This window comes from Kitasatospora sp. NPDC094015, assembly GCF_040304075.1.
Classification (GTDB): Bacteria; Actinomycetota; Actinomycetes; order Streptomycetales; family Streptomycetaceae; genus Kitasatospora.
The window spans coordinates 1-22120 of sequence record NZ_JBEOUL010000006.1 but is presented as its reverse complement, the minus strand read 5'-3'; the positions used below and the strand labels follow the sequence as shown (position 1 = coordinate 22120).

Genomic DNA, 22120 nt, shown 5'->3' with positions numbered 1-22120 from the left:
CCCGCGGCCTACGGCACCGCCGTCCCGTAGAACGAGTCGAGCGCGTACACGCAGCGGTCCTTGCTGCCGACGAAGACCCGGCCGCCGACCGCGACCGGGGAGCCGGTCAGCTCGCCCTTGGTGCCGAGCTCCCAGCGCAGCCGTCCGGTCGCCAGGTCCACCGTGTGCAGCGAGTGGTCCTTGCTGCCGATGTGCACCAGCCCGTCGGCGACCGCCGGCAGGCCGACGATCTCCCCGCGGGTGGTGTAGCGCCAGCGCTCGCGGCCGGTCGCGGTGTCGAAGGCGAACACGGTGTCGCCCGAGCCGAGCAGCGCGGTGTCCTCGGCCAGCACCACCGGCTCGGCGCCCTGCCGGCCCGCGGTGCGGCCGCGCCAGCGCTCCCGCCCGGTGGCCGCGTCCAGCGCGTACAGGGTGCCCAGGTAGTCCGCGACGTAGACGGCACCGGCGTCCACCGCCGGCGGGGTGAACAGCACCACCGGCGCGTCGAACCGCCAGCGCTCGGCGCCGGTGGCGGCGTCCAGCGCGTGCACCCTGGTCCCGGCGGTCAGGTGGACCACCCCGGCCCGGCCGACCGGACGCGACGGCACCTCCTCGCCGACCTGGAAGGACCACCGCAGGCCGCTGCCGCGCGGGTCGACGCAGCGCAGCCGGCCGGCGCCGTAGTAGTACGCGCTGCCGCCGACCAGGGCCGGGCCGGACTGCGGGTTCTCGTAGTCCTGCTGGGCGTCGTCGGCCCGCCACAGCTCGGCGCCGCTGGCGGCCGAACGCAGCTGCACCCCGCCGCCCCTGATCCCGCAGCAGAGCACCCCCTCGGCGGCGTCCAGCGAGTAGATCCAGCCGTCCAGCGAGCTGCGCCAGCGCTCGGTGCCGTCCGCGACGTCCACCGTGTACAGGTGCGGGCCGTCCGCAGCGTGCACCCGGCCGGCGTCCACCGCCAGCGCCCAGGCCACGTCCCGGGTCTTGTAGCGCCGCTCGCCGGAGGCGATGTCCAGCGCGTGCACCTCGAAGCTGGAGACGAACAGCGTTCCGTCGGCCACCACCGGGGTGCCCCAGACGTCGTTGGACATCCGGAACCGCCAGGGCCGCCAGCGGGCCACCTGCCCGGCCTGGGAGGGCACCGCGGCCGGCGGGGCCACCGGTGCGTGCGAGACGCCCGTGCGGCGCACCCAGTCCGTACCGGCCGGCGGGGCTGCGGGGGCGACGCTGCCGGTCTGGTCGGCGCGCGGCCCGGGCCCTATCCGTACCGAGGCGCCGGGCAGCCGCACCTCGGCACCCTGGGCGCCGGCGCGGTTGCCGCGGATCTTCTCGGTGGCGGCCTCCGCGCCGAGCGGTCCGCCGAGCGAACCTGCGTGCGAACCGCTGTCCGTCCGCGGGTCGGCCAGGTGGGCGGGCGGCGCCGGCGGATGGGCCGGCTGCGGCAGCCGGACCGGCGGCGGGGGCGCCTGGTGGACCGGCGGCGGCTGCACCGGCGCCGGCGGCACCGGGCGGCGGGTGCGCTTGCGCTCGATCAGGTCCAGCGCGGCGGGCGGCAGCCAGTCCCCGGCCTCGCCGGCGGCATCGTCCCGGGAGAACAGGTGCGGCGCCAGCTCGGCCTGCAGCTGGGCGGGGGTCGGCCGGTGCTCGGCGGCGGGCCGCATGCAGGCCCGGACCAGGTCGACCAGCTCCAACGGCAGCCCGGACAGGTCCGGCTGGTCCCGCAGCAGCTGGAACACCGTCTCCACCGGGTTGGCGCCCCGGTACGGGGGGTGACCGGTGGCGCAGAAGACGATCAGCGAGCCGAGCGAGAAGATGTCGCTGGCGCCCTTGACGCTGCGGCTGTCCCTGGCCTGCTCGGGCGACATGTAGGCGGGGGTGCCGACCGCGACGTTGGTCATGGTCAGCCGGGTGTTGGAGACGCCGGCCGCGATGCCGAAGTCGATCACCCGCGGGCCGTCCTCGACCACCAGCACGTTGGAGGGCTTCAGGTCGCGGTGCACCAGCCCGGCGTGGTGGATCGACTGCAGCGCCTCGGCGATCCCGGCGGTGAGCCAGCGCACCGCGTCCACCGGCAGCGGACCGCACTCGTTGACCAGGTCCTCCAGCGAGGGCGCCGGTACGTAGGCGGTGGCCAGCCACGGCACCGCCGCGTCCGCGTCCGCGTCGACCACCGCCGCGGTGTAGAAGCCGCCGACCGTCTTGGCCGCCGCGATCTCCCGGGCGAACCGCACCCGGAACAGGTCGTCCTCGGCCAGTTCGCTGCGCACGGTCTTGATGGCGACCCGCCGCCCGGAGGCCGACCGTGCCAGGTAGACCAGGCCCATCCCGCCCGCGCCGAGCCGCCCGAGCACCTCGAAGGGCCCGATCCGTCTCGGGTCGTGCGCCGTCAGCTGGTCCACTCCGTTGCCACCTCCCCGTCTGCCGCACCCGTCGGGTGCCGGACCGATTGTCCAATGCCCACCCCCCGGGATCCAATCTCCCCCGCCCACACCGTGCCGCCGGTTGCCCCCGCCCGGAAGACCGCCCCGCGCCGCCGGCGGGTCCCGGGGCGATCTGACGGTTCGCCGATCGTCACCCTCGGTCATCCGACCGCCCTTCAGCCGACCCCTCGTCACGCTGTGGGGTCATCAGTGCACGGGGGGGCTTCAAGAGCATCGGCGCAGTCCGTTGCAATTCCGTCCGTACTCTCCCGGGGTCCCCTGCTTTAGCACCCCCGAGCGGCGTAATAGTCGCATCACCGAATCGCGCCAAGATCTCGCCACGGTAAGCTGACGGCATGACAGGACAAGTTCGCACCGTCGACGGTCGCGTCGCCGGGCGACGCGGACAGGAGACGCGGCAGAAGCTGCTCGACTGCCTCCGCGAGATGCTCAGCACGTCGCCGTATCGGGACGTCAAGGTCATCGACGTCGCCCGTATGGCGGGTACCTCCCCCGCGACCTTCTACCAGTACTTCCCGGATGTCGAGGGCGCTGTCCTCGAGATCGCAGAGGAAATGGCCGAGGACAGCGGCGGGCTCAAAGAGCTCGTCGATGGAAAGTCCTGGGCGGGAAAGACCGGCTACACCACTTCGGAAGATCTGGTGGACGGATTCCTCGCCTTCTGGCGCAAGAACGACGCCATTCTGCGCGTCGTCACTCTCGGTGCAGCCGAGGGGGACAAGCGGTTCTTCAAGCTCCGCATGAAGGTCCTCAACTCGGTGGCCGGCCCGCTGGCCGAGGCGGTGAAGGCGAACCAGGGCAAGACCGACAAATCGGTTGATCCGGCAGCATTCGCCGGCGCACTGGTCTCGCTGCTGGCCGCGGCGGCCGAGCATCAGAAGGCGTTCACCTCCTGGGGCGTGAAGGTCAAGGACCTCAAGCCCAACCTGGCGCTCCAGGTGTACCTGGGCGTCGCCGGGAAGAAGCCGCCCAAGTAGCGAGGCCCGCACCCACCACCCGTCCATCCAGCGCGCAGCTCCCGGCCTCCTGTCCGGGGTGTGTCGGACGGCGGCCGTGTCCTCGGGGGAGGTCCGCCGACGTACCGTGACGCGCGCACCAACGAGCCCAGCACGCCCGTGGGGCGGCCCGGACCGCGTCGGTCCTGGCCGCCCCACGGGCGTGTGCGGGTACGGCCGCGCCGCTACGGGCAGCGCACCACCTGGCCGGCGTAGGCCAGACCGCCGCCGAAGCCGAAGAGCAGGACCGGGTCGCCGGAGACCAGCTCGCCCCGCTCGACCAGCTTGGACAGCGCCAGCGGGATGGAGGCGGCGGAGGTGTTCCCCGAGTCCACCACATCGCGGGCCACCACCGCGTCCGGCGCGCCGAGCTTGCCGGCGATCGCGTCGATGATCCGCAGGTTGGCCTGGTGCGCGACGAAGCCCTTCAGCTCGGACGGCTCCAGCCCGGCCTTGCGGCAGGTCTCCCGGGCCAGCGGGGCGATCGCGGTGGTCGCCCAGCGGAACACCGCCTGGCCCTGCTGGCTGATGGTCGGGTCCCAGCCGGTGATCACCACGGCGTCGCCCTTCTCCGGGGTGGAGCCCCAGACCACCGGGCCGATCCCGGACTGCTCGTCCGGCACCGCCTCGACCACGGCCGCGCCGGCGCCGTCCCCGAAGATCACGCAGGTGGAGCGGTCGGTCCAGTCGATGGTGTCCGACATCCGCTCCGCGCCGATCACCAGCGCCCGGGTGGCCGAACCGGCCCGGATCGCGTGGTCGGCGGTGGCCAGCGCGTAGGAGAAGCCCGAGCAGACCGTGTTGATGTCGTACGCGGCCGGGGAGGGCACGCCGAGCCGGGCGGCGACGGCGGCGGCCGTGTTGGGGCTGCGCTCGATCGCGGTGCAGGTGGCGACCACCACCAGGTCGATCTCGGCGGCCTGGAAACCGCTGCCGGCCAGCGCCTTCTGCGCGGCTTCGGTGGCCAGGTCGACCAGGGTCTCGTCGACCGCGATGTGCCGGGTGCGGATGCCCACCCGGGAGCGGATCCACTCGTCGTCGGTGTCGACCAGCTTCGCCAGGTCGTCGTTGGTGAGGACCTTGGGCGGCTGGTAGTGGCCGAGCGACACGATGCGGGAGGCGGTCATACCGCAACTCAACCCGGTTACCGACGGGTCGGGCGGTGACGCCCTCAGACAGGATCCGGTGGCGGAAGCTGTAGGGGCCGGACAACACCCCTTGCCGCGCCCGGCCCCGACGACCCAGGTCAGGTGGCCAGCGCGGCCGAATCCCCCATGGCGATCATCGGATGGGCGGCCGGATCGAGCGTCTTGATCAGCTCGACCATGTGGTCCTCGGTCAGCGAGATGCAGGCGTGGGTCGGGCCGCCGTGGTCCAGGTGGATCCAGATCCCGCCACCCTTGGCCTTGCCCTCGGGCTTGGCGGTGTCCAGCGGCGAGCGGCCGGTCGCCCGGTTGTAGTCGATCGCCACCACGTAGTCGAAGGACCCGGCGAGCGGCTCCCCGTTGAAGCCCCGGCCGCCCATCACGAAGTTGTCGTCCTGGGTGTACGGGAGCTTGCCGCCCGGGTCGGCCTTGCGGCCGCCGGCGTCGCTGAGCGAGAACATCCCGATCGGGCTGCGCAGGTCGCCCTCGGTGTGCTTCTCGGTCCAGCCCTTGAGCGCGTTGTGGGCCGGCCAGCTCTGGCCCGCCTGCCAGTGGCCGTCCGGGGTGCGGGTCCAGATCGTCACGGTGGAGTCCGAGGAGTCCTTGCCCTGGCCGGAGACCAGCACCAGCTGGTTGGTCTGGGCGGGCACCTTGGCCATCCACCCCGGGCCCAGCCCGGCGATCGCCGCCAGGCCGCCCTCGGTGCGGGTGGAGCGGTCCGCGGCCGGTGCCTCGGTACGGCCGGCGGCCGGGTCGCCCGCCTGCGGGGAGCCGGTGTCCGGGCCCGTCCGGTCCGGGGAACCCGCCGCTATCGACTCGGGCAGGCTCCGCCCGGGGCCGACCGCGAACCAGCCCGCCGCGGCGGCCAGCAGCATCGCGGCACCCACCGTCAGCTTCCCGCCCCGCCGCTTGGGCTTCGCCCGCCGGCGCCGCCCGCTGCTGCGCGGGCCGGACTGCTCGGCCCGGGCCTGCGCCGCCGGCTCACCCCGCCCCGCGGCGGGGGCGGGGGCCGAGCGGCGGTGCGAAGTGGCGCGGCGGGTACCGGACATGCGGACGATCCTTCCAAAACCACGGGCCGATGCGAAAGCCGTGGCGTGTGGTGAGCCTGTGAGCATACGCGCCCACTTTCATGAACGGTCCCGGCGCGAGCGGGCCGTCCCGGACTGCCGCAGGCCCCCCGACCGGCACGGTCGGGGGGCCTGCGGGCCGGGATCAGAGGCGCATCGCCTGCGGGGCCTCGCGACGCTGCAGGTCCGGGCCGTCGTACTCGCGGATGACCTCGTAGCGGGTGTTGCGCTCGACCGGGCGGAAACCGGCGTCCCGGATCAGGTCGAGCAGATCGGCGCGGCCGAGCTTGTTCGGCGTGCCGAAGTTGTCCGCGTCGTGGGTGATCTTGTACTCGACCACCGAACCGTCCATGTCGTCCGCACCGTGGCTGAGCGCCAGCTGCGCGGTGGTGACGCCGTGCATCACCCAGAAGACCTTGACGTGCGGCACGTTGTCGAGGAGCAGCCGGGAGACCGCGAAGGTCTTCAGCGCCTCGGCGCCGGTGGCCATCTCGGTGCGCGCCATCAGCTTGTTGCGGACCACGCCGTCCTTGGAGTCGTGGAAGTCGTGCTGGTAGCGCAGCGGGATGAAGACCTGGAAGCCGCCGGTCTCGTCCTGGAGCTCGCGCAGCCGCAGCACGTGGTCGACCCGGTGCCGGGGCTCCTCGATGTGCCCGTACAGCATGGTGCACGGGGTCTTGAGGCCCTTCTCGTGCGCCAGGCGGTGGATCCGCGACCAGTCCTCCCAGTGGGTCTCGTGGTCGACGATGTGCTGGCGGACCTCCCAGTCGAAGATCTCCGCGCCGCCGCCGGTCAGCGACTCCAGGCCGGCGTCGATCAGCTCGTCCAGGATCTCGCTCGCGGACAGGCCGCTGATCCGCTCGAACCAGTGGATCTCGGTCGCGGTGAACGCCTTCAGCGAGACGTTCGGCAGCGCCGCCTTCAGCTCGCGCAGGGAGCGCGGGTAGTAGCGCCACGGCAGGGTCGGGTGCAGGCCGTTGACGATGTGCAGCTCGGTGAGGGAGTCGACCTCCATCGCCTTGGCGAGCTTCACCGCCTCCTCGATCCGCATCGTGTAGGCGTCCTTCTCGCCCGGCTTGCGCTGGAACGAGCAGTACGCGCAGGAGGCGGCGCAGACGTTGGTCATGTTGAGGTGGCGGTTGACGTTGAAGTGGACCACGTCGCCGTTCTTGCGGGTGCGCACGTGGTGCGCCAGGCCGCCCAGCCAGGCCAGGTCGTCGCTCTCGTAGAGCGCGATGCCGTCCTCGCGGGTCAGTCGCTCACCCGCGTAGACCTTCGCCTCCAGCTCGCGCTTGAGCCCTGCGTCCATGCGGTGCTCCGCCTCCTCGACTTCCGATCAGTGCCGCCCCTGAGACTACGCCCCGCTACCCGGCCGGGGCCCCAGGGGGCGCCGGGGCGCCGCGGGCGCCCCGGCCGGGATCAGAGCGCGAGCAGCTCGGCGAGCAGGGCGGGGTCGAGGTTGCCGCCGCTCACCACGGCGGCGAAGACCCGGCCCTCCAGTTCAGCCGCGCGGTGGAAGTACGCCGCCGCCGCGACCGCGCCCGAGGGCTCCGCGACCAGCCGGCCGCGGCGGGCCAGCAGGGCCACGGTGGCGCGGATCTCGTCCTCCGAGACCGTCACGATGTCGTCCACGTAGGCCTGCAGGTGCTCGAACGGCAGCTCGCCCACCGACGGGGTGCGCAGGCCGTCCGCGATCGTCCGGTAGGTGTCGGCGACCGGCCAGGCGACGTGCCGCCCGGTGCGCAGGCTGGCCTGCGCGTCGGCGGCCAGCTCCGGCTCCACCCCGATCACCCGCACGCCCGGGCAGGCCAGCTTGAGGGCCGCCGCCGTACCGGAGATCAGGCCGCCGCCGCTGACCGGGACGAGCACGGTGTCCAGCTCGTCCGGGGCGTCCTCGGCGATCTCCAGGCCGACCGTGCCCTGCCCGGCGATGATGTACGGGTCGTCGTACGGCGGCACCCACACGTACCCGTGCCGGGCCACCAGCTCGGCCGGCAGCACGTCCCGCTCGCCGGGGGCGACCAGCACCACCTCGGCGCCGAACGCGCGGGTGTTCTCGACCTTGACGGCCGGTGAGGTGTCGGGCATCACGATCACGGCCTTGATGCCGAGGATCCCCGCCGCGTAGGCCACCGCCTGCGCGTGGTTGCCGCTGGACTGGGCGACCACGCCGCGGGCCCGCTCGGCCTCGCTCAGCGAGGCGAGGCGGTTGTAGGCACCGCGGATCTTGAACGCCCCGGTGGGCTGGAGGCCCTCCGGCTTGAGCCAGAGCGCACGGGTGCCGTCCGCCGCCCACGGGCACGGCAGCAGCGGGGTGCGCACCGCGACCCCGGCGATCCGCTGCTGCGCCGCGCGCAGCTCCTCCAGTCCGACCAGCGACATCCCGCTCACTCCCCCACTTCGGTCAACGGCAGTTCACTCACCCGGTTCTCCCACTTGGTGGAGAGCACCACCGTGGTCCTGGTCCGGGCCACACCCTTGGTCCCCGAGATCCGCTTGACGACCGACTCCAGGCCCTCCACGTCCGGCACCCGGACCTTGAGCATGTACGAGTCGTCGCCCGCGATGAACCAGCAGTCCTCCACCTCCGGGAGGTCCTTCAGCCGGTGCGCCACGTCCTCGTGGTCGGCGGCGTCGGTCAGCTGAAGGCCGATCAGCGCGGTCACGCCGTAGCCCAGCGAGGCCGGGTTGACGGTCGCCCGGTAGCCGGTGATCACTCCGGCCTGCTCCAGCCGGTTGATCCGGTCGGTCACGCTGGGGCCCGACAGGCCGACCAGCCGGCCCAGCTCGGCGTACGAGGCGCGGCCGTTCTCCCGGAGCGCCTGGATGAGCTGTCTGTCCACTGAGTCCATATGCCTGCCCGCGTCCTTCCGAACCTCTCCAGACCCACTGATCATTATCCGAAATCAAAGGCGTTACACGCGGATCGACCCGGATATCGCAAAGAACATACTCTCCCGTTCACCGCCCGCTCACCCAGCCCGGCCCGGTGCCTTCACCGCCCCGCCGAGTTCGCCCTCCCAACGGCGGTACAGCCCGTGCCGCACCCCGACCGCGTCGAGCACCCGCCCGGCCACGAAGTCGACCAGCTCACGGGCGGTGGAGCCGCCCGCGTAGAACCCCGGCGAGGCCGGCAGCACCACCGCGCCCCGGGCGTCCAGGTCGACCAGATGGCGCAGCGTCCCCCCGTCGAGCGGCGTCTCGCGCAGGCACACCACCAACGGCCGGCGCTCCTTCAGGGTCACCGCGGCCGCGCGCTGCAGCAGGTCCTTGGACAGGCCCAGGGCGATCCCGGCGACCGCCCCGGTGGTGGCCGGGACGACCAACATCCCCTTGGCCGGGTACGAGCCGCTGGACGGGCCGGCCGCGAAGTCCCCGGCCGCCCAGTACCGGACCGCGGAGAGGTCCTCGACCCCGGTCCAGGCCGTCAGGTCCGCGCGCCAGTGGGCGTCCCGGAAGGCGATGCCGGTCTCGTCCAGGATGGTGAGCCGGGCCGCGCGGCTGACCACCAGGTCCACCGCCTCGCCGGCCGCCAGCAGCGCCCGGATCACCGACGCCGCGTACGGCGTCCCCGACGCGCCCGAGACCCCGACCACCCACGGCTGCCGCACCTGATCACTCATACCGGCACCCTAGGCCTTGTCCGAGCCGCCCGACCGCGCCCGGGCGGGCCGGGGGCTGGGGGAGGATGGGCCGCATGGTGGCGACGCTGATCGATCTCACGCATCCGGTGGTCACCGGGATGCCGGTGTACCCCGGCGACCCCGAGGTGGAGCTGCGGCCCGCGCTGACCTCGGCGGCCGACGGGGTGAACGTACTGGGCCTGCACCTGGGTTCGCAGTCGGGCACGCACGTGGACGCGCCGTACCACGTGGACGTCACCTGGCCGACCCTGGACGGGCTGCCGCTGGAGCTGTTCACCGGCCCGGCCGTGGTCGCCGACCTGCGCGGGCTGGCGCCACGGTCGGCGGTGACGGCGCAGCAGCTGGCGCCCGCGCTGGAGCGCGCCGCCCCGGGCACGGTGCTGCTGCTGGCCACCGGCTGGCCCCGGTACTGGGGCACCGACCGCTACCTGGCGCACCCCTACCTGAGCGTGCCGGCCGCCGAGGCGGTGGTGGCGGCCGGGATCCGCACCGTGGGCGTGGACGCGCTCTCGGTGGACCGCACGCCCGACCCCGGGCCCGCCGACCCGGCGGTGGCCGAGCTGCTGGCGCAGCTGACGGACGAGCACGACCCGGCACCCGAGGAGCCGGGGCTGGCGGCGCACCGGGTGCTGCTCGGGCCGGCCGGCGGCGCGGTGATCGCCGAGAACCTGACCGACCTGTCCGCGCTGCTGGCGGCGCAGGCGGCCGGCCGGGCGCTGGAGGTCTCGCTCTTCCCGCTCCGGCTGGTGGCCGCGGACGGCGCCCCGGTGCGGGCGGTCGCCCGGCTGGGCTGAGGCGGCCGGTCCGTCCCGGCCGGGCCCGCGCACCGCCCCTGGGCCGGGCCCACGCGCCGCCCCTGCATAGGTCTAGACCAACCTGGGGCCCGCCGCTAGGCTCGCGCCATGGCAGAGATCATCGGAGTCGTGGAGCGGCTCTGGCGGTACCCGGTGAAATCCACCGGCGGCGAGCCGCTCGACGCCGTCGAGGTCGACGGGCGCGGTCTCGCCGGCGACCGCCTCTACGCCGTCCGCGACGGCGCCGGGAAGCTCGGCTCGGGCAAGAACTCCCGTCGCTTCCGCCGGATGGACGGCCTGCTGCGGCTCGGCTCGCGGCTCGGCAGCCGGATCGACGCCCCCGAGCTGTTCGACCCGCTCGGCAGCCCGGTCGGCGACCCGAACGCCTTCCTGCGCGCCTACCTGGAGCGCGAGGACGTCGAACTGGCCCGCGAGGACGCCGTCCCGCACCTCGACCAGCTCCCGGTGAGCGTGCTCACCACCGCCACCCTGGACTGGGTCCGCACGGCCGTCCCGTCCGCCGTGGTGGACGAGCGGCGCTTCCGCCCCAACATCCTGCTGCGCACCCCGCCCGGGACCCCGGCCTTCGTCGAGGACGGCTGGTTCGGCCGCGAGGGCTGGTTCGGCCAGGAGGATGCCGGACCGGACGGCGGCGGGCCGGAGGGCGCCCGGCTGGCGTTCGTGCGCGCCGTCGAGCGCTGCGCGACGGCCGGCGCCGCCCAACCCGGGCTGCCGCACGCCCCGGAGATCCTCAAGGCGATCGCCCAGGCCCACGGCACCCGCCTCGGCGCCCTGGCCACCGTCGGCCGCCCGGGCCGGATCCGGATCGGCGACCGGCTCGCGCTGGGCTGAGCGTCCGAGCCGACCCGCCCCGGCCCGGCCGACCCGCCAGCGCCGGCGCCGGACCGCCGGCGCTCAGGCCGCGTGCCGGACCAGGCAGAACGGATGGCCGGCCGGGTCCGTGTACACCCGCCACGACTCCTCGCTGAACTTGTGCACGCCGCCGAGCTCCAGCACCCTCGCCTCGCCCTCGTCCAGGTCCGCCACCTCGATGTCCAGATGCAGCTGCTGCGGGTGGGCCGGGTCCGGCCACATCGGCGGCCGGAAGTCCTCGACCCGCTGGAAGGCCAGCACCATCCCGCCCGGGACGTGCACGGTGGACCACTCCTCGTCCAGCTCCCAGCGCGGGTCCGGGCGGTCGACCTCGCCGCCGAGCAGGGCGGCGTAGAAGTGCGCCAGCCCCGCCGGGTAGTGGCAGTCCAGCACCACGCACTGCAGCTTGCCGATCATCGGTTCCACCTCTCCGCGGTCATGGACGGACCGGGACACCGGCCCCTGCCGCCATGATCCCCCGCCCGGGGCGGGCGCCGGGGCAGGACGCGGCCGGCCCGCTCGGGCGCCGTCCGGGTGCCGTCCGGGTGCCGTCCGGGCGCCGTCCGAGGTGGCGGTTCGCCTCCGCCGCGGCCCTGCCGCCCAGGTCGGAGCGGGGTCGGACGGCCCGTCAGGTGGCGTAATGCTGCGGCAACCCAAAACCCCCGCGTGCCGCCCTAGGGTTCTGCCGAACGCCGCCGCCCGACCCCGGAGCAGACCTGATGAGCAGCGAGAACCCGTCCCGCCCCGGACCCCGGAGGCTGCGCGCCGACCGGGCCCGGCAGGTCGCGGACGTGCTGCGCCGGCAGGTGCTGAACGAGGTCTGGGCGGCCGGCCCGCTGCCCCACGAGGACGCGCTGGCCGAGGAGTTCGGCGAGACCCGGAACACCATCCGGGAAGCCCTGGACCTGCTGCGCGCCGAGGGCCTGGTCCGCCGGGTGCCGGGCTCGGGCACGCTCGCGGTCGCCGACAAGGTGCCGCACGGCCTGAACCGCCTGCAGGGCCTCGCCGAGACCCTGCACGAGCACGGCGAGGTCGTCAACGAGGTCCGCGCCCTCGGCCCGGTCCGCGCCCCGGGCCCGGTGGCCCGCCGGCTCGGCCTGCCGGACGGCGCCGAGGTGGTCTACGTCGAACGGCTGCGCCGCCTGAACGGGCTGCCGCTCTCGCTCGACCTCACCTACCTGGCCCCCGACATCGGTGCCGCCCTGGACCGGGCCGACCTCGCCCACCAGGACATCTTCCGGCTGATCGAGGAGCTCACCGGCCACCCGCTCGGCCGGGCCGACATCACCCTGGAGGCCGTCAACGCCGACGCGCACTCCGCCACCGTTCTCGAAGTGCCGCGCGGCGCCGCCCTGTTGATGCTGGAGCGGCTCACCACGCTGGCCGACGGCCGGCCCGTCGACCTGGAGTACGTCCGCTTCTGCGGCGACCGGATCGCCATGCAGGGCCGACTGCTGCGCGACCTCCCGTAGGCCCGCACCCCGCCGCCGATCGCCCGCCGATCGGCCCGACCCACCCCAGGGACTGACCCGATGGCACTCGCCGACCACCGCTCCGACGTGCCCGTGACCATCGACGCCTCGCTGTGCGTCGCCGGCTGCACCCTCTGCGTCGAGATGTGCCCGCTGGACTCGCTGGCCATCGACCCGGACACCGACAGGCCTACATGCACGTGGACGAGTGCTGGTACTGCGGCCCCTGCGCCGCCCGCTGCCCCACCGGGGCGGTCACCGTCAACATGCCCTACCTGCTGCGCTGAGGAGCCGTCAGAATGCCTCGCCCGAAGTACCGCCGGAGAGCCGCCCTGGCCGCAGCCGCCCTGCTGGGCGCCGTCGGCTGCTCCTCCACCGCCGGCCCCGGCAGCACCGTCGACGTCGTGGTCGGCTACCAGTCCAAGACCATCAACACCGTCACCGCCGGCACCCTGCTGCGCGCCCGGGGCTATCTGGAGCAGCAGCTCGCCGAGCAGGGGCGCAAGGACGGGAAGACCTACCGGGTCAGCTGGCAGGACTACGACTCCGGGGCGCCGATCACCGCCCAGATGCTGGCCGACAAGATCGACATCGGCTCGATGGGCGACTACCCGCTGCTGATCAACGGCTCCCGGGCCCAGGAGGCCGGCGGCCCCGGCACCCGGCTGATCTCGGTCACCGGCTACAACCTGCTCGGCGCGCTCAACAGCGTGGTCGTGCCCACCGGCTCCCCCGCCCGCACGCTGGCCGACCTGCGCGGCCGCAAGGTCTCCACCTCGGTCGGCTCCGCCGCCGACGGCACCCTGGTCCAGGCGCTGCGCAAGGCCGGCGTCCCCGACGACGCCGTCCGGAAGCAGAACCAGCAGCCCGCCGTCGGCGCCTCCGCCCTCACCGCCGGCAGCGTGGACGCGCTGGCCCAGTTCGTCGCCTGGCCCGGCGCGGTGGTCTTCGCCGGCGACGCCCGGCTGCTCTACGACGGCGCCGCACTCGCCCGGCCCACCCTGCACGGCGTGGTGGTCCGGCAGGCGTACGCCACCCGGCACCCCGAGGTGGTCCAGGCCTTCCTGCGCGCCCAGGCCGACGCCACCCGCTACCTCAACGAGCACCCGCTGGACGCCAGCCGCGAGGTGGCCGCCGCGACCGGGCTGCCGCCCGAGGTGGTCCACCTCTACAACGGCCCGAACGGCATCGCCACCTTCGCCACCGGCCTGCGCCCCGACCTGCTCGCGGCGCTGCGCGAGGACGTGCCCTTCCTGGCCTCCGTCGGTGTGCTGAAGGCGCTCGACCTCGACCGCTTCGTCGACCCCGCCCCGCTGCAGCGGGCCGACCTGCCGGAGATCCCCGCCGCCCGGATCACCGGCACCGACGAGGTCTGCGGACGGCCCGTCACCGACCCGGCGACGGCAGGCGAGATCTGGTACCAGGGCGAGGAGACCACCCACCCGGCCGCCGACCCCGGCTGCCTGCTGAAGGCCGTCAAGCGGTCCGGCCGGCCGGCGCGCGCCCTGTACGTCCCGGACGCGGCCACCGGCACCCGCTGGTTCGCCGACCGCGACCAGTGGGTCCAGGACGGCGCCGCCCTGCTGCCCTTCACCACCGAGGACGGCGCCCGCGGCTACCTGGCCGCCCACCCCGGCGCCCGCATACTCAGCTACCAGGAAGCGCTGGCCGCCTCGTGACCACCCTCCAGCAGGCCCCGCCGGCCACCACCCCCGCGGCGCCGCCCGCACCCCGCCGGCCCGGCCCCTGGCGCCGTCGGGCGCTGCGGGCCGCCGCCCTGGCCGCCTTCGCCGGCCTGTGGCAGCTGCTCACCGCCCGGCACGTCCGGCTCTGGGTGCGCTTCGACCACCTGCCCACCGCCGTCCAGGTCTGGCAGGCCTTCGGGCAGCAGCTCGGCACCGACCAGTACTGGACGGACCTGGCGGACAGCCTGCGGCGGATCGGCAGCGGCTTCCTGCTGGCCGCCGCCCTCGGGGTGGCCGCCGGCGTGCTGACCGCCCGCTCGCGGCTCGCGGCCGACCTGCTCGGGCCGGTGCTCGAAGTCGTCCGGCCGATCCCGGCGATCGCGCTGGTCCCGGTCGCCATCATGCTCTTCCCGGAGAACGAGCAGGGCATCGTCTTCATCACCTTCGCCGCCGCGTTCTTCCCCGTCACCGTCGCCACCCGGCACGCCGTCCGGGCCGTGCCCCCGGCCTGGGAGGACGCCGTCCGCACCATGGGCGGCACCCGCGTCCGGGTGCTGGCGAGCGTGGTGCTGCCCGGCGCCCTGCCCGGGGTGGTCGGCGGGCTGTCCGTCGGCATCGGGGTGTCCTGGATCTGCGTCATCTCCGCCGAGATGGTCTCCGGCCAGTACGGCGTCGGCTACCGCACCTGGCAGGCGTACACCGTGGTCGACTACCCCGGGGTCTTCGTCGGCATGGCCACCATCGGACTGCTGGGGTGGCTCACCTCCGGCGCCGTCGAACTGCTCGGCCGCCGGCTCACCCGCTGGCTGCCGCCGCACCCGGGGAGCAGCACATGAGCCTCGCCCTGACCGCCCGCGGCCTCAGCCTCGGGCACCCCGGCCACCCGGTGCTCAGCGGCGTCGACCTGGCGGTCGAGCCGGGCGAGCTGCTCACCGTGGTCGGCTCCTCGGGCGGCGGGAAGTCCACCCTGCTGCGCGCCCTGGCCGGGCTGCTGACGCCCACCGGCGGGGAACTGCTGGCCGGCGGCTCGCCGGTGCGCGGGCCGTCCGCCGATCGGGCCCTGGTGTTCCAGGAGGACGGCCTGCTGCCCTGGCGCAGCGTCCGGCGCAACGTCGAACTGCCGCTGGCGGTCCGGCGGGTGCCGCGGGCCCGGCGCCGCGGCCCGGTGGCGGAGTGGATCGAGCGGGTCGGCCTGGGCGACCACCAGGACCGGCTGCCGCGCGAGCTGTCCGGCGGCCAGCGCCAGCGGGTCCAGCTCGCCCGGGCCCTGGTCGGCGCGCCGCGGGCGGTCCTGATGGACGAGCCGTTCGGCGCGCTCGACGCGCAGACCAGGGCCGCGATGCAGCAGCTGCTGCTGACCGTCCGGGAGCGGGAGCGCTGCACGGTCGTCTTCGTCACCCACGACGTGGACGAGGCGCTGCTGCTCGGCGACCGGGTCGCCGTGCTCGGCGGCGGCACGCTGGCCGCCGTCCACCCCGTGCCGCACCCGCGCGACCCGGCGGCCCGCACCGCGCCGGCCGTGCTGCGGCTGCGCGAGCGGGTGCTCGCCGAGCTCGCCGGCTGACCCGCCCGCCCCCGCACCGCCCGCCCGGAAACCCTCCCGACACCCTCCCGGACCCCTTCCGAAGCCCTCCCCCGCCCGAAAGGCCGCGCCATGCAGATCCCCGACCTCGCCGACGCCCGCCGGCTGCGCTGCGACGTGCTGGTCGTCGGCGGCGGCACCGCCGGCTCGATGGCCGCGATCACCGCCGCCGAGGCCGGGGCCGACGTGCTGCTGCTGGAGAAGGCGCACGTACGGCACTCGGGGGCGCTGGCGATGGGGATGGACGGCGTCAACAACGCCGTCGTCCCCGGCCGGGCCGAGCCGGACGACTACGTCGCCGAGATCACCCGCGCCAACGACGGCATCGTCGACCAGCGGACCGTGCGCCGCACCGCCACCCGGGGCTTTGCCATGGTGCAGCGGCTGGAGCGGTACGGGGTGAAGTTCGAGAAGGACGAGCACGGCGAGTACCAGGTCCGCCAGGTGCACCGGTCGGGCAGCTACGTGCTGCCGATGCCGGAGGGCAAGGACGTCAAGAAGGTGCTCTACCGGGTGCTGCGGCAGCGGCACATGCGGGAGCGGATCACCATCGAGAACCGGGTGATGCCGGTCCGGGTGCTGACCTCCGGCGGCCGGGCGGTCGGCGCGGCCGGGTTCGACACCCGCAGCGGGGAGTTCGTCACCGTCTCGGCCGGCGCGGTGGTGCTGGCCACCGGGGCCTGCGGCCGGCTCGGCCTGCCCGCCAGCGGCTACCTCTACGGCACGTACGAGAACCCGACCAACGCGGGCGACGGCTACGCGATGGCCTACCACGCGGGCGCCGAGCTCAGCGGGATCGAGTGCTTCCAGATCAACCCGCTGATCAAGGACTACAACGGGCCGGCCTGCGCGTACGTCGCCAACCCGTTCGGCGGCTACCAGGTGAACCGGCACGGCGAGCGGTTCGTCGACTCCGACTACTGGTCGGGGCAGATGATGTCCGAGTTCGCCGCCGAGCTGGCCTCCGACCGCGGTCCGGTCTACCTGCGGACCACCCACCTGCCGGAGGAGAGCATCCAGGCGCTGGAGTCCATCCTGCACACCACCGAACGCCCCAGCCGGGGCACCTTCCACGCCGGGCGCGGCCACGACTACCGCACCCACGACGTCGAGATGCACATCTCCGAGATCGGTCTGTGCGGCGGCCACTCGGCGAGCGGGGTGTGGGTGGACGAGAACGCCGCCACGACCGTCCCCGGCCTGTACGCGGCCGGCGACCTGGCCTGCGTCCCGCACAACTACATGATCGGCGCCTTCGTCTTCGGCGACCTGGCCGGCGGCCACGCGGCCGCGCACCTGCCCGTCGAGCGCGCCGAGCTGCCCGAGGACCAGGTCGCGGCCGCCCACGCCCTGGTCTACCGCCCGCTGCGGCACCCGGACGGCCCGCCCCAGCCGCAGGTCGAGTACAAGCTGCGCCGGTTCGTCAACGACTACGTCGCCCCGCCCAAGACCGGGGCCCGGCTCTCCGTCGCGCTGGACCACTTCGAGCGGATGCGCGGCGAGATCGCGGGCCTGGGCGCCCGCACCCCGCACGAGCTGATGCGGGCCGTCGAGGTCGACTTCATCCGGGACTGCGCCGAGATGGCCGCCCGCTCCTCGCTGGCCCGCACCGAGAGCCGCTGGGGCCTCTACCACGAGCGGATCGACCACCCGGGGCGCGACGACGAGCGCTGGTTCAGCCACCTCAACCTGCGCAGGAACGCGGCCGGCGCGATGGAGTTCCTGACCCGCCCGGTCGCCCCCTACCTGGTGCCGGTCGAGGGCCTGGAGCCGCCCGACCTCCCGGTCACCGTGCTCGGCGAGGTGCACCCCGTCCCGGTCGGGCGCACCGGCGCCGCCGCCCCCGCTGCCGCCCCGGACACCGCGGCCACCGCCCCCGCCTCACCCCGGCTGCGGGACCTGCTGCGGCTCGGCGAGGACCAGCCCACCCTCGACCAGCTCGCCGGCTACCTGCGGGACCCGGCCGCCGAGGTCCGGCGCACCGCCGTCGGCGTGCTGACCGAGGCCGCACCGCCCGGCACCGGACCGGCCCTGGCGGCCGCCCTGGACGACCCGGACCAGCAGGTCAGGGCCGCGGCCGTGGCGGGCCTGCGGGAGCTGGTCGAGGTGCTCGACGGCTCGCTCGGCCCCGCCCTGCGCACCGCCGCCGGCTCGGACGACCCGCAGGTGCGGGCCGGGGCGCTGGAGCTGGCCCGGGTGCTGCGCACCGGCTCGGTGGCGGGCTTCGCGACCGCCCTGGCCGACCCCGCCGTACCGGTGCGCCTGCAGGCCGTGCGCGGCCTGGTGTCGCTGGACGCGGCGCCGGAGCTGGCTGCGGCGGCCGGGGACGGCGCCCGGGAGGTCCGGGTGGCCGTCGGCGAGGGGCTCGGCACCATCGGCGACGGTCGGGCCGCCGCCGCCCTGCGGGCGCTGGCCGCCGACCCGGACCCGCTGGTGCGGGCCGCCGCGTTCCAGGGCGCGGCGGGCATCGGCTGCCCGCCGCCGCTGGACGCCCTGGCCGCCGCCCCGGACGAGGCCTGGCAGGTCCGCCGGGCGGCCGCCGCCGCCCTCGGCGCGGCCGGCGCCACCGGGCGGCTGGTCGAGCTGCTGGCCGACGGGCACATGGACGTCCGCCGGGCCGCCGTGCGCGCGCTGACCCCCGCGGCGGGCCGGCCCGAGGTCTCGGCCGCGCTGCGCGAACGCCTCGCCGACCCGGACGCGGACGTGCGCGCGTACGCCAGGCTGGCGCTGCGCGACGCCCGCTGACCGTGCGGGGACGGGCCGTCAAATGCCGAGGCCGCGGATCACCAGGTCGACCAGGGTGAAGGCGAACAGCGAGATGCCGACGAACCCGTTGGTGGTGAAGAAGGCCCGGTTGAGCCGGGAGAGGTCACCGGGCTTGACGATGGTGTGCTCGTAGCAGAAGGCGGCGGCCACCACGGCGAGGCCGACCCAGTACGCCGGCCCCGCGCCGGTCAGCAGCCCGTACCAGAGCAGCAGGCCGGTGGTGACGGCGTGGCAGCCGCGGGCGCCGTAGAGGGCGGCCGGGATGCCGTACCGGGCGGGCACCGAGCGGACGCCCTCGGCGCGGTCGGCGGCCACGTCCTGGGTGGCGAAGATCAGGTCGAACCCGCCGATCCAGATGCCGACCGCCAGGCCCAGCACCACCGCGTCCCAGGACCAGGAGCCGGTCACGGCCAGCCAGGCGCCGATCGGGCCGATGGCCTGGGCGAGCCCGAGGATGGCGTGCGGGAAGTCGGTGAACCGCTTGCCGTACGGGTAGACCACCATCGGCACCACGGCGATCGGGGCCAGCACCAGGCAGAGCGGGTTGAGCAGGGCGGCCGCGCCGAGGAAGACCACCAGCGCGACCGCCGAGCCGAGGTAGGCCGTGCGCAGCGAGACCGCGCCGGTGACCAGCTCGCGGCCGGCGGTGCGCGGGTTACGGGCGTCGATCTCCCGGTCGATGATCCGGTTCGCGGCCATCGCGAAGGTGCGCAGGCCGACCATGCAGACGGTGACCAGCAGCAGCACGCCCCAGCGCACCTCGCCGTACTTCACGAACATCGCCGTCAGCGCGGCGATGTAGGCGAACGGCAGGGCGAACACCGAGTGCTCGATCATCACCAGGCGCAGGAAGGCCTTGGCCTTGTTCGGGGAGGCTTCGAAAGCGGCCGTGGTCACAGCCCGTACTCCTTCCAGCGCTTGGTCACCAGGGCGGCGGTGGTCGGGTCGGAGCTGACCATCTCGGGCCAGCCGCCGTCCCGGGTGTAGCCCTCCTCGGGCAGCTTGCGGGTGGCGTCGATGCCCGCCTTGCCGCCCCAGAACTGCTGGTAGGAGGCGTGGTCGAGGTGGTCCACCGGGCCCTCGACCACCGAGAGGTCCCGGCTGTAGTCGACGTTGCCGAGCGCCCGCCAGGCGACCTCGTGGTAGTCGTGCACGTCGCAGTCGGAGTCCACCACGATGATCAGCTTGGTCAGCGACATCATGTGGGCGCCCCAGATCGCGTGCATCACCTTCTGGGCGTGCTTGGGGTACTTCTTGTCGATCGAGACGATCACGCAGTTGTGGAAGCCGCCGGCCTCGGGCAGGTCGTAGTCGACGATGTCCGGGATGATCACCTTGAGCAGCGGCAGGAAGAACCGCTCGGTGAACTTGCCCAGCGGGCCGTCCTCGGTCGGCGGGCGGCCGACCACGATGGACTGGAGCAGCGGGCGCCGCCGCATGGTCACGCAGTCGATGGTCAGCGCCGGGAACGGCTCCTGCGGCGTGTAGAAGCCGGTGTGGTCGCCGAACGGCCCCTCCGGCAGCATCTTCCCGGGCTCCAGCCAGCCCTCCAGCACCACCTCGGCGTCGGCGGGCACCTGGAGCGGGACGGTCCTGCAGTCGACCATCCGGGTGCGCTCCCCGGCCACGAAGCCGGCGAACAGGTACTCGTCGATGTCCCCCGGCAGCGGCGCGGTGGCCGCGTAGGTGACGGCCGGCGGGCAGCCGAAGGCGATCGCCACCGGCAGTCGCTCGCCCCGCGCGGCGGCGACCGCGGCGTGGTTGCGGCTGTCCTTGTGGATCTGCCAGTGCATGCCGATGGTGCGCCGGTCGTGCCGCTGGAGGCGGTAGAGGCCGAGGTTGCGCACCCCGGTGTCCGGGTCCTTGGTGTGGGTCAGGCCCAGGTTGAAGAAGGACCCGCCGTCCTGCGGCCAGGTGAACAGGGCGGGCAGCTCGTCCAGGTTGACGTCGTCACCGGTGAGCACGACCTCCTGGACCGGGGCCTCGCCGGCCTTCACCTTCTTCGGCGGGACGTGCGTCATCGAGGCGAGCTTGCCGAAGGCCTCGCGGATGCCGGTGAAGCCGTTCGGCAGCTCGGGCTTGAGCAGGCCGCCGATCTTCTCGGAGATCTCGTCGGGGGACTTCAGGCCGAGCGCCTTGGCGAGGCGCCGCTCGGTGCCGAAGACGTTCATCGCCAGCGGCATCGAGGCGCCCTTGACGTTCTCGAAGAGCAGCGCCGGTCCCTTGGCCTTCTGCACCCGGTCGACGATCTCCCCGACCTCCAGGTACGGGTCCACCTCGGCCTTGATCCGCTTGAGGTCTCCCTCGCGCTCCAAGGCCCTCAGAAACGAACGGAGATCGTCGTATGCCATGCCAGCCAGTATCCGGTACGGACTAACCTGGCCCCGCCAACAGGGTCCCCTCCAGCCGTCCGGGGCCGCTGCCGATCTTTCCGGGGGAGTTCACCGCCGTGCTGAGGAACCTGCCTTTCCTGCTCGCGCTCGCGTTCTGGGTGTGGGCCTTCATCGACTGCCTGACCACGCCGGAGGAGGAGGTGCGGTACCTGCCGAAGGTGGTCTGGGTGATCATCGTGCTGCTCTTCCCGCTGGTCGGCTCGATCGCCTGGCTCGCGGTGGGCAAGGACCGCCGCGCGGCCCGGGGCCGCGCCGCGCAGTGGTCCCCGGAGTCCGCCGGCGGCCGTCCCGGGACGGCCCGGCCGGGCGGCCGGCAGCTCGCCCCGGACGACGATCCGGAGTTCCTCGCGTCGCTGCGCAAGGACAACCAGCGGCACGAGGACATGCTCAAGCAGTGGGAGGCCGATCTGCGTCGCCGCGAGGAGGACCTGCGCGGTTCGGAGGACCCCGATCAGGGGCCTCGGGCCTGACCAGAAGGATTTTGGCGCTTCCCTACGAGTCACCGCCCGTTTGCCGCACCGTTCACCGCCCGTCCCGCCGCCCCGGCACCCCCGGCACCGGCCGGCCGCCGGGGCGCCGTTTTCTCCCCCTCGCACGCCGCTGACCAGCCGGTTCCCCCTCCCGTCCGACCACCGGAACGCCGTTCGGACGGTCGTGCGAGGGGCGGGGGCCGGTCCGGGGTGCGCAACGCCGTTCTGTTCAGGCTGCACATCTATTGGCGCCCGACCTTGTACGGAATCGACGCCGAAACGCGGCGGCCCGGCCTCGTAGTGTCGTAAGTGAAGAAGTGTTCGCAGCAGCAGCCGCCCACCGCAGGTCCGGCTGTCGGACAGTTCCCGCGACTTGGAGTGGTTTCGAGATGACGGTTCTGCACGAGGCGCCGATCGGCGACGAGGTCCCCGAGACCCCCGCTGACGCGCGGGGGCGGGTGGCCGAGCTGCACGAGCTTCGGGAGCAGGTCCGCCGGGGTCCGAGTGAGAAGGCGACCGAGGCGCAGCATGCCAAGGGGAAGCTGACCGCTCGGGAGCGGATCGCGCTGTTGCTGGACGCGGATTCGTTCCGTGAGGTGGAACCGTTGCGGCGGCACCGGGCGCAGGGTTTCGGGCTGGAGGCGAAGAAGCCGCACACCGATGGTGTGGTGGTCGGTTGGGGGACGGTGCACGGGCGGACGGTGTTCACGTACGCGCATGATTTCCGGATCTTCGGTGGTGCGTTGGGTGAGGCCCATGCGCAGAAGATCCACAAGATCATGGACATGGCGATCGCGGCGGGTGCGCCGTTGGTGTC

The 22120-nt window shown here is 74.1% G+C and carries 20 protein-coding genes and 1 pseudogene; 11 read left to right on the top strand and 10 right to left on the bottom strand.

Translation table 11 applies throughout. From position 1 onward, the window contains the following. Window positions 1–8 precede the first annotated feature (8 nt). A complete protein-coding gene (locus ABT014_RS09600) occupies window positions 9–2375 on the bottom strand; it encodes a serine/threonine-protein kinase (protein WP_350638131.1) in 2367 nt (788 codons plus the stop codon). A gap of 377 nt (window positions 2376–2752) precedes the next feature. Here ABT014_RS09600 and ABT014_RS09595 point away from each other — a divergent pair, with 377 nt between their 5' ends. Beyond that, complete coding sequence (locus ABT014_RS09595) at window positions 2753–3394, top strand: TetR family transcriptional regulator (protein WP_350638130.1); 642 nt, start codon at window positions 2753–2755, stop codon at window positions 3392–3394. A 203-nt stretch (window positions 3395–3597) separates the two neighbouring features. Here ABT014_RS09595 and ABT014_RS09590 read toward each other — a convergent pair whose 3' ends face one another. From ABT014_RS09590 to ABT014_RS09565, 6 genes are all read right to left on the bottom strand, one after another. Continuing rightward, window positions 3598–4539, bottom strand: coding sequence for a beta-ketoacyl-ACP synthase III (locus ABT014_RS09590; protein ID WP_350638129.1), 942 nt, complete (start codon window positions 4537–4539; stop codon window positions 3598–3600). Between the two features lie 119 nt (window positions 4540–4658). Further along, a complete protein-coding gene (locus tag ABT014_RS09585) occupies window positions 4659–5606 on the bottom strand; it encodes a hypothetical protein (RefSeq protein ID WP_350638128.1) in 948 nt (315 codons plus the stop codon). Window positions 5607–5769: 163 nt separating this feature from the next. Further along, window positions 5770–6933 carry an aminofutalosine synthase MqnE gene (gene mqnE, locus ABT014_RS09580; RefSeq protein ID WP_350638126.1) on the bottom strand — a complete coding sequence of 388 codons (1164 nt, stop codon included), beginning with the start codon at window positions 6931–6933 and terminating at the stop codon, window positions 5770–5772. A 110-nt stretch (window positions 6934–7043) separates the two neighbouring features. Next, window positions 7044–8006 (bottom strand): threonine ammonia-lyase, encoded by a 963-nt coding sequence (locus ABT014_RS09575; RefSeq protein WP_350638125.1) that lies wholly within the window; start codon window positions 8004–8006, stop codon window positions 7044–7046. Window positions 8007–8011: 5 nt separating this feature from the next. Then, on the bottom strand, window positions 8012–8476 hold the full coding sequence (locus ABT014_RS09570; protein WP_350638124.1) for an Lrp/AsnC family transcriptional regulator: 465 nt from the start codon (window positions 8474–8476) through the stop codon (window positions 8012–8014). Between the two features lie 120 nt (window positions 8477–8596). Next, the gene (locus ABT014_RS09565; RefSeq protein WP_350638123.1) at window positions 8597–9247 is read right to left on the bottom strand and encodes a UbiX family flavin prenyltransferase; all 651 of its coding nucleotides are present in this window, start codon (window positions 9245–9247) and stop codon (window positions 8597–8599) included. Window positions 9248–9321: 74 nt separating this feature from the next. Between ABT014_RS09565 and ABT014_RS09560 the strand changes: the two genes are divergently transcribed. Continuing rightward, window positions 9322–10062 (top strand): cyclase family protein, encoded by a 741-nt coding sequence (locus ABT014_RS09560; RefSeq protein WP_350638122.1) that lies wholly within the window; start codon window positions 9322–9324, stop codon window positions 10060–10062. A 108-nt stretch (window positions 10063–10170) separates the two neighbouring features. Next, window positions 10171–10914: an MOSC domain-containing protein gene (locus tag ABT014_RS09555; protein ID WP_350638120.1), complete on the top strand. Its 744-nt coding sequence runs from the start codon at window positions 10171–10173 to the stop codon at window positions 10912–10914. A 63-nt stretch (window positions 10915–10977) separates the two neighbouring features. On the opposite strand, the gene ABT014_RS09550 is transcribed toward ABT014_RS09555, so the two are convergent. Beyond that, complete coding sequence (locus ABT014_RS09550) at window positions 10978–11352, bottom strand: VOC family protein (protein WP_350638118.1); 375 nt, start codon at window positions 11350–11352, stop codon at window positions 10978–10980. 302 nt (window positions 11353–11654) lie between these two features. Here ABT014_RS09550 and ABT014_RS09545 point away from each other — a divergent pair, with 302 nt between their 5' ends. From ABT014_RS09545 to ABT014_RS09520, 6 genes and pseudogenes are all read left to right on the top strand, one after another. Further along, window positions 11655–12407, top strand: a complete 753-nt coding sequence (locus ABT014_RS09545; protein WP_350638117.1) for a GntR family transcriptional regulator — start codon at window positions 11655–11657, stop codon at window positions 12405–12407. Window positions 12408–12467: 60 nt separating this feature from the next. Beyond that, window positions 12468–12694 (top strand): annotated as a pseudogene (locus ABT014_RS09540) (4Fe-4S dicluster domain-containing protein). A 12-nt stretch (window positions 12695–12706) separates the two neighbouring features. Then, window positions 12707–14086 (top strand): ABC transporter substrate-binding protein, encoded by a 1380-nt coding sequence (locus ABT014_RS09535; protein WP_350638116.1) that lies wholly within the window; start codon window positions 12707–12709, stop codon window positions 14084–14086. Continuing rightward, complete coding sequence (locus ABT014_RS09530) at window positions 14083–14928, top strand: ABC transporter permease (protein ID WP_502894915.1); 846 nt, start codon at window positions 14083–14085, stop codon at window positions 14926–14928. Before ABT014_RS09535 ends, ABT014_RS09530 begins: the two co-directional genes overlap by 4 nt. Further along, the gene (locus tag ABT014_RS09525; RefSeq protein ID WP_350638115.1) at window positions 14925–15656 is read left to right on the top strand and encodes an ABC transporter ATP-binding protein; all 732 of its coding nucleotides are present in this window, start codon (window positions 14925–14927) and stop codon (window positions 15654–15656) included. Before ABT014_RS09530 ends, ABT014_RS09525 begins: the two co-directional genes overlap by 4 nt. Before the next feature lie 90 nt (window positions 15657–15746). Further along, window positions 15747–18419 (top strand): fumarate reductase/succinate dehydrogenase flavoprotein subunit, encoded by a 2673-nt coding sequence (locus tag ABT014_RS09520; RefSeq protein WP_350638114.1) that lies wholly within the window; start codon window positions 15747–15749, stop codon window positions 18417–18419. A gap of 18 nt (window positions 18420–18437) precedes the next feature. On the opposite strand, the gene mqnP is transcribed toward ABT014_RS09520, so the two are convergent. Continuing rightward, window positions 18438–19337, bottom strand: a complete 900-nt coding sequence (mqnP, locus tag ABT014_RS09515) for a menaquinone biosynthesis prenyltransferase MqnP (protein WP_350638113.1) — start codon at window positions 19335–19337, stop codon at window positions 18438–18440. Beyond that, window positions 19334–20791 carry a menaquinone biosynthesis decarboxylase gene (locus ABT014_RS09510; RefSeq protein WP_350638112.1) on the bottom strand — a complete coding sequence of 486 codons (1458 nt, stop codon included), beginning with the start codon at window positions 20789–20791 and terminating at the stop codon, window positions 19334–19336. Before ABT014_RS09510 ends, mqnP begins: the two co-directional genes overlap by 4 nt. Before the next feature lie 98 nt (window positions 20792–20889). Here ABT014_RS09510 and ABT014_RS09505 point away from each other — a divergent pair, with 98 nt between their 5' ends. Further along, a complete protein-coding gene (locus ABT014_RS09505; protein WP_350638111.1) occupies window positions 20890–21303 on the top strand; it encodes a PLD nuclease N-terminal domain-containing protein in 414 nt (137 codons plus the stop codon). 389 nt (window positions 21304–21692) lie between these two features. Further along, window positions 21693–22120, top strand: a 428-nt coding sequence (locus tag ABT014_RS09500) for a carboxyl transferase domain-containing protein (RefSeq protein ID WP_350638110.1), incomplete at its 3' end; no start/stop codon positions are given.

Excerpts from the sequence above, each read along its gene's own strand:
- ABT014_RS09595 (WP_350638130.1), top strand. The coding sequence starts at position 2,753 with ATGACAGGACAAGTTCGCACCGTCGACGGTCGCGTCGCCGGGCGACGC.
- ABT014_RS09590 (WP_350638129.1), bottom strand. The coding sequence starts at position 4,539 with ATGACCGCCTCCCGCATCGTGTCGCTCGGCCACTACCAGCCGCCCAAG.
- ABT014_RS09585 (WP_350638128.1), bottom strand. The coding sequence starts at position 5,606 with ATGTCCGGTACCCGCCGCGCCACTTCGCACCGCCGCTCGGCCCCCGCC.
- mqnE (WP_350638126.1), bottom strand. The coding sequence starts at position 6,933 with ATGGACGCAGGGCTCAAGCGCGAGCTGGAGGCGAAGGTCTACGCGGGT.
- ABT014_RS09575 (WP_350638125.1), bottom strand. The coding sequence starts at position 8,006 with ATGTCGCTGGTCGGACTGGAGGAGCTGCGCGCGGCGCAGCAGCGGATC.
- ABT014_RS09570 (WP_350638124.1), bottom strand. The coding sequence starts at position 8,476 with ATGGACTCAGTGGACAGACAGCTCATCCAGGCGCTCCGGGAGAACGGC.
- ABT014_RS09565 (WP_350638123.1), bottom strand. The coding sequence starts at position 9,247 with ATGAGTGATCAGGTGCGGCAGCCGTGGGTGGTCGGGGTCTCGGGCGCG.
- ABT014_RS09560 (WP_350638122.1), top strand. The coding sequence starts at position 9,322 with ATGGTGGCGACGCTGATCGATCTCACGCATCCGGTGGTCACCGGGATG.
- ABT014_RS09555 (WP_350638120.1), top strand. The coding sequence starts at position 10,171 with ATGGCAGAGATCATCGGAGTCGTGGAGCGGCTCTGGCGGTACCCGGTG.
- ABT014_RS09550 (WP_350638118.1), bottom strand. The coding sequence starts at position 11,352 with ATGATCGGCAAGCTGCAGTGCGTGGTGCTGGACTGCCACTACCCGGCG.
- ABT014_RS09545 (WP_350638117.1), top strand. The coding sequence starts at position 11,655 with ATGAGCAGCGAGAACCCGTCCCGCCCCGGACCCCGGAGGCTGCGCGCC.
- ABT014_RS09535 (WP_350638116.1), top strand. The coding sequence starts at position 12,707 with ATGCCTCGCCCGAAGTACCGCCGGAGAGCCGCCCTGGCCGCAGCCGCC.
- ABT014_RS09525 (WP_350638115.1), top strand. The coding sequence starts at position 14,925 with ATGAGCCTCGCCCTGACCGCCCGCGGCCTCAGCCTCGGGCACCCCGGC.
- ABT014_RS09520 (WP_350638114.1), top strand. The coding sequence starts at position 15,747 with ATGCAGATCCCCGACCTCGCCGACGCCCGCCGGCTGCGCTGCGACGTG.
- ABT014_RS09510 (WP_350638112.1), bottom strand. The coding sequence starts at position 20,791 with ATGGCATACGACGATCTCCGTTCGTTTCTGAGGGCCTTGGAGCGCGAG.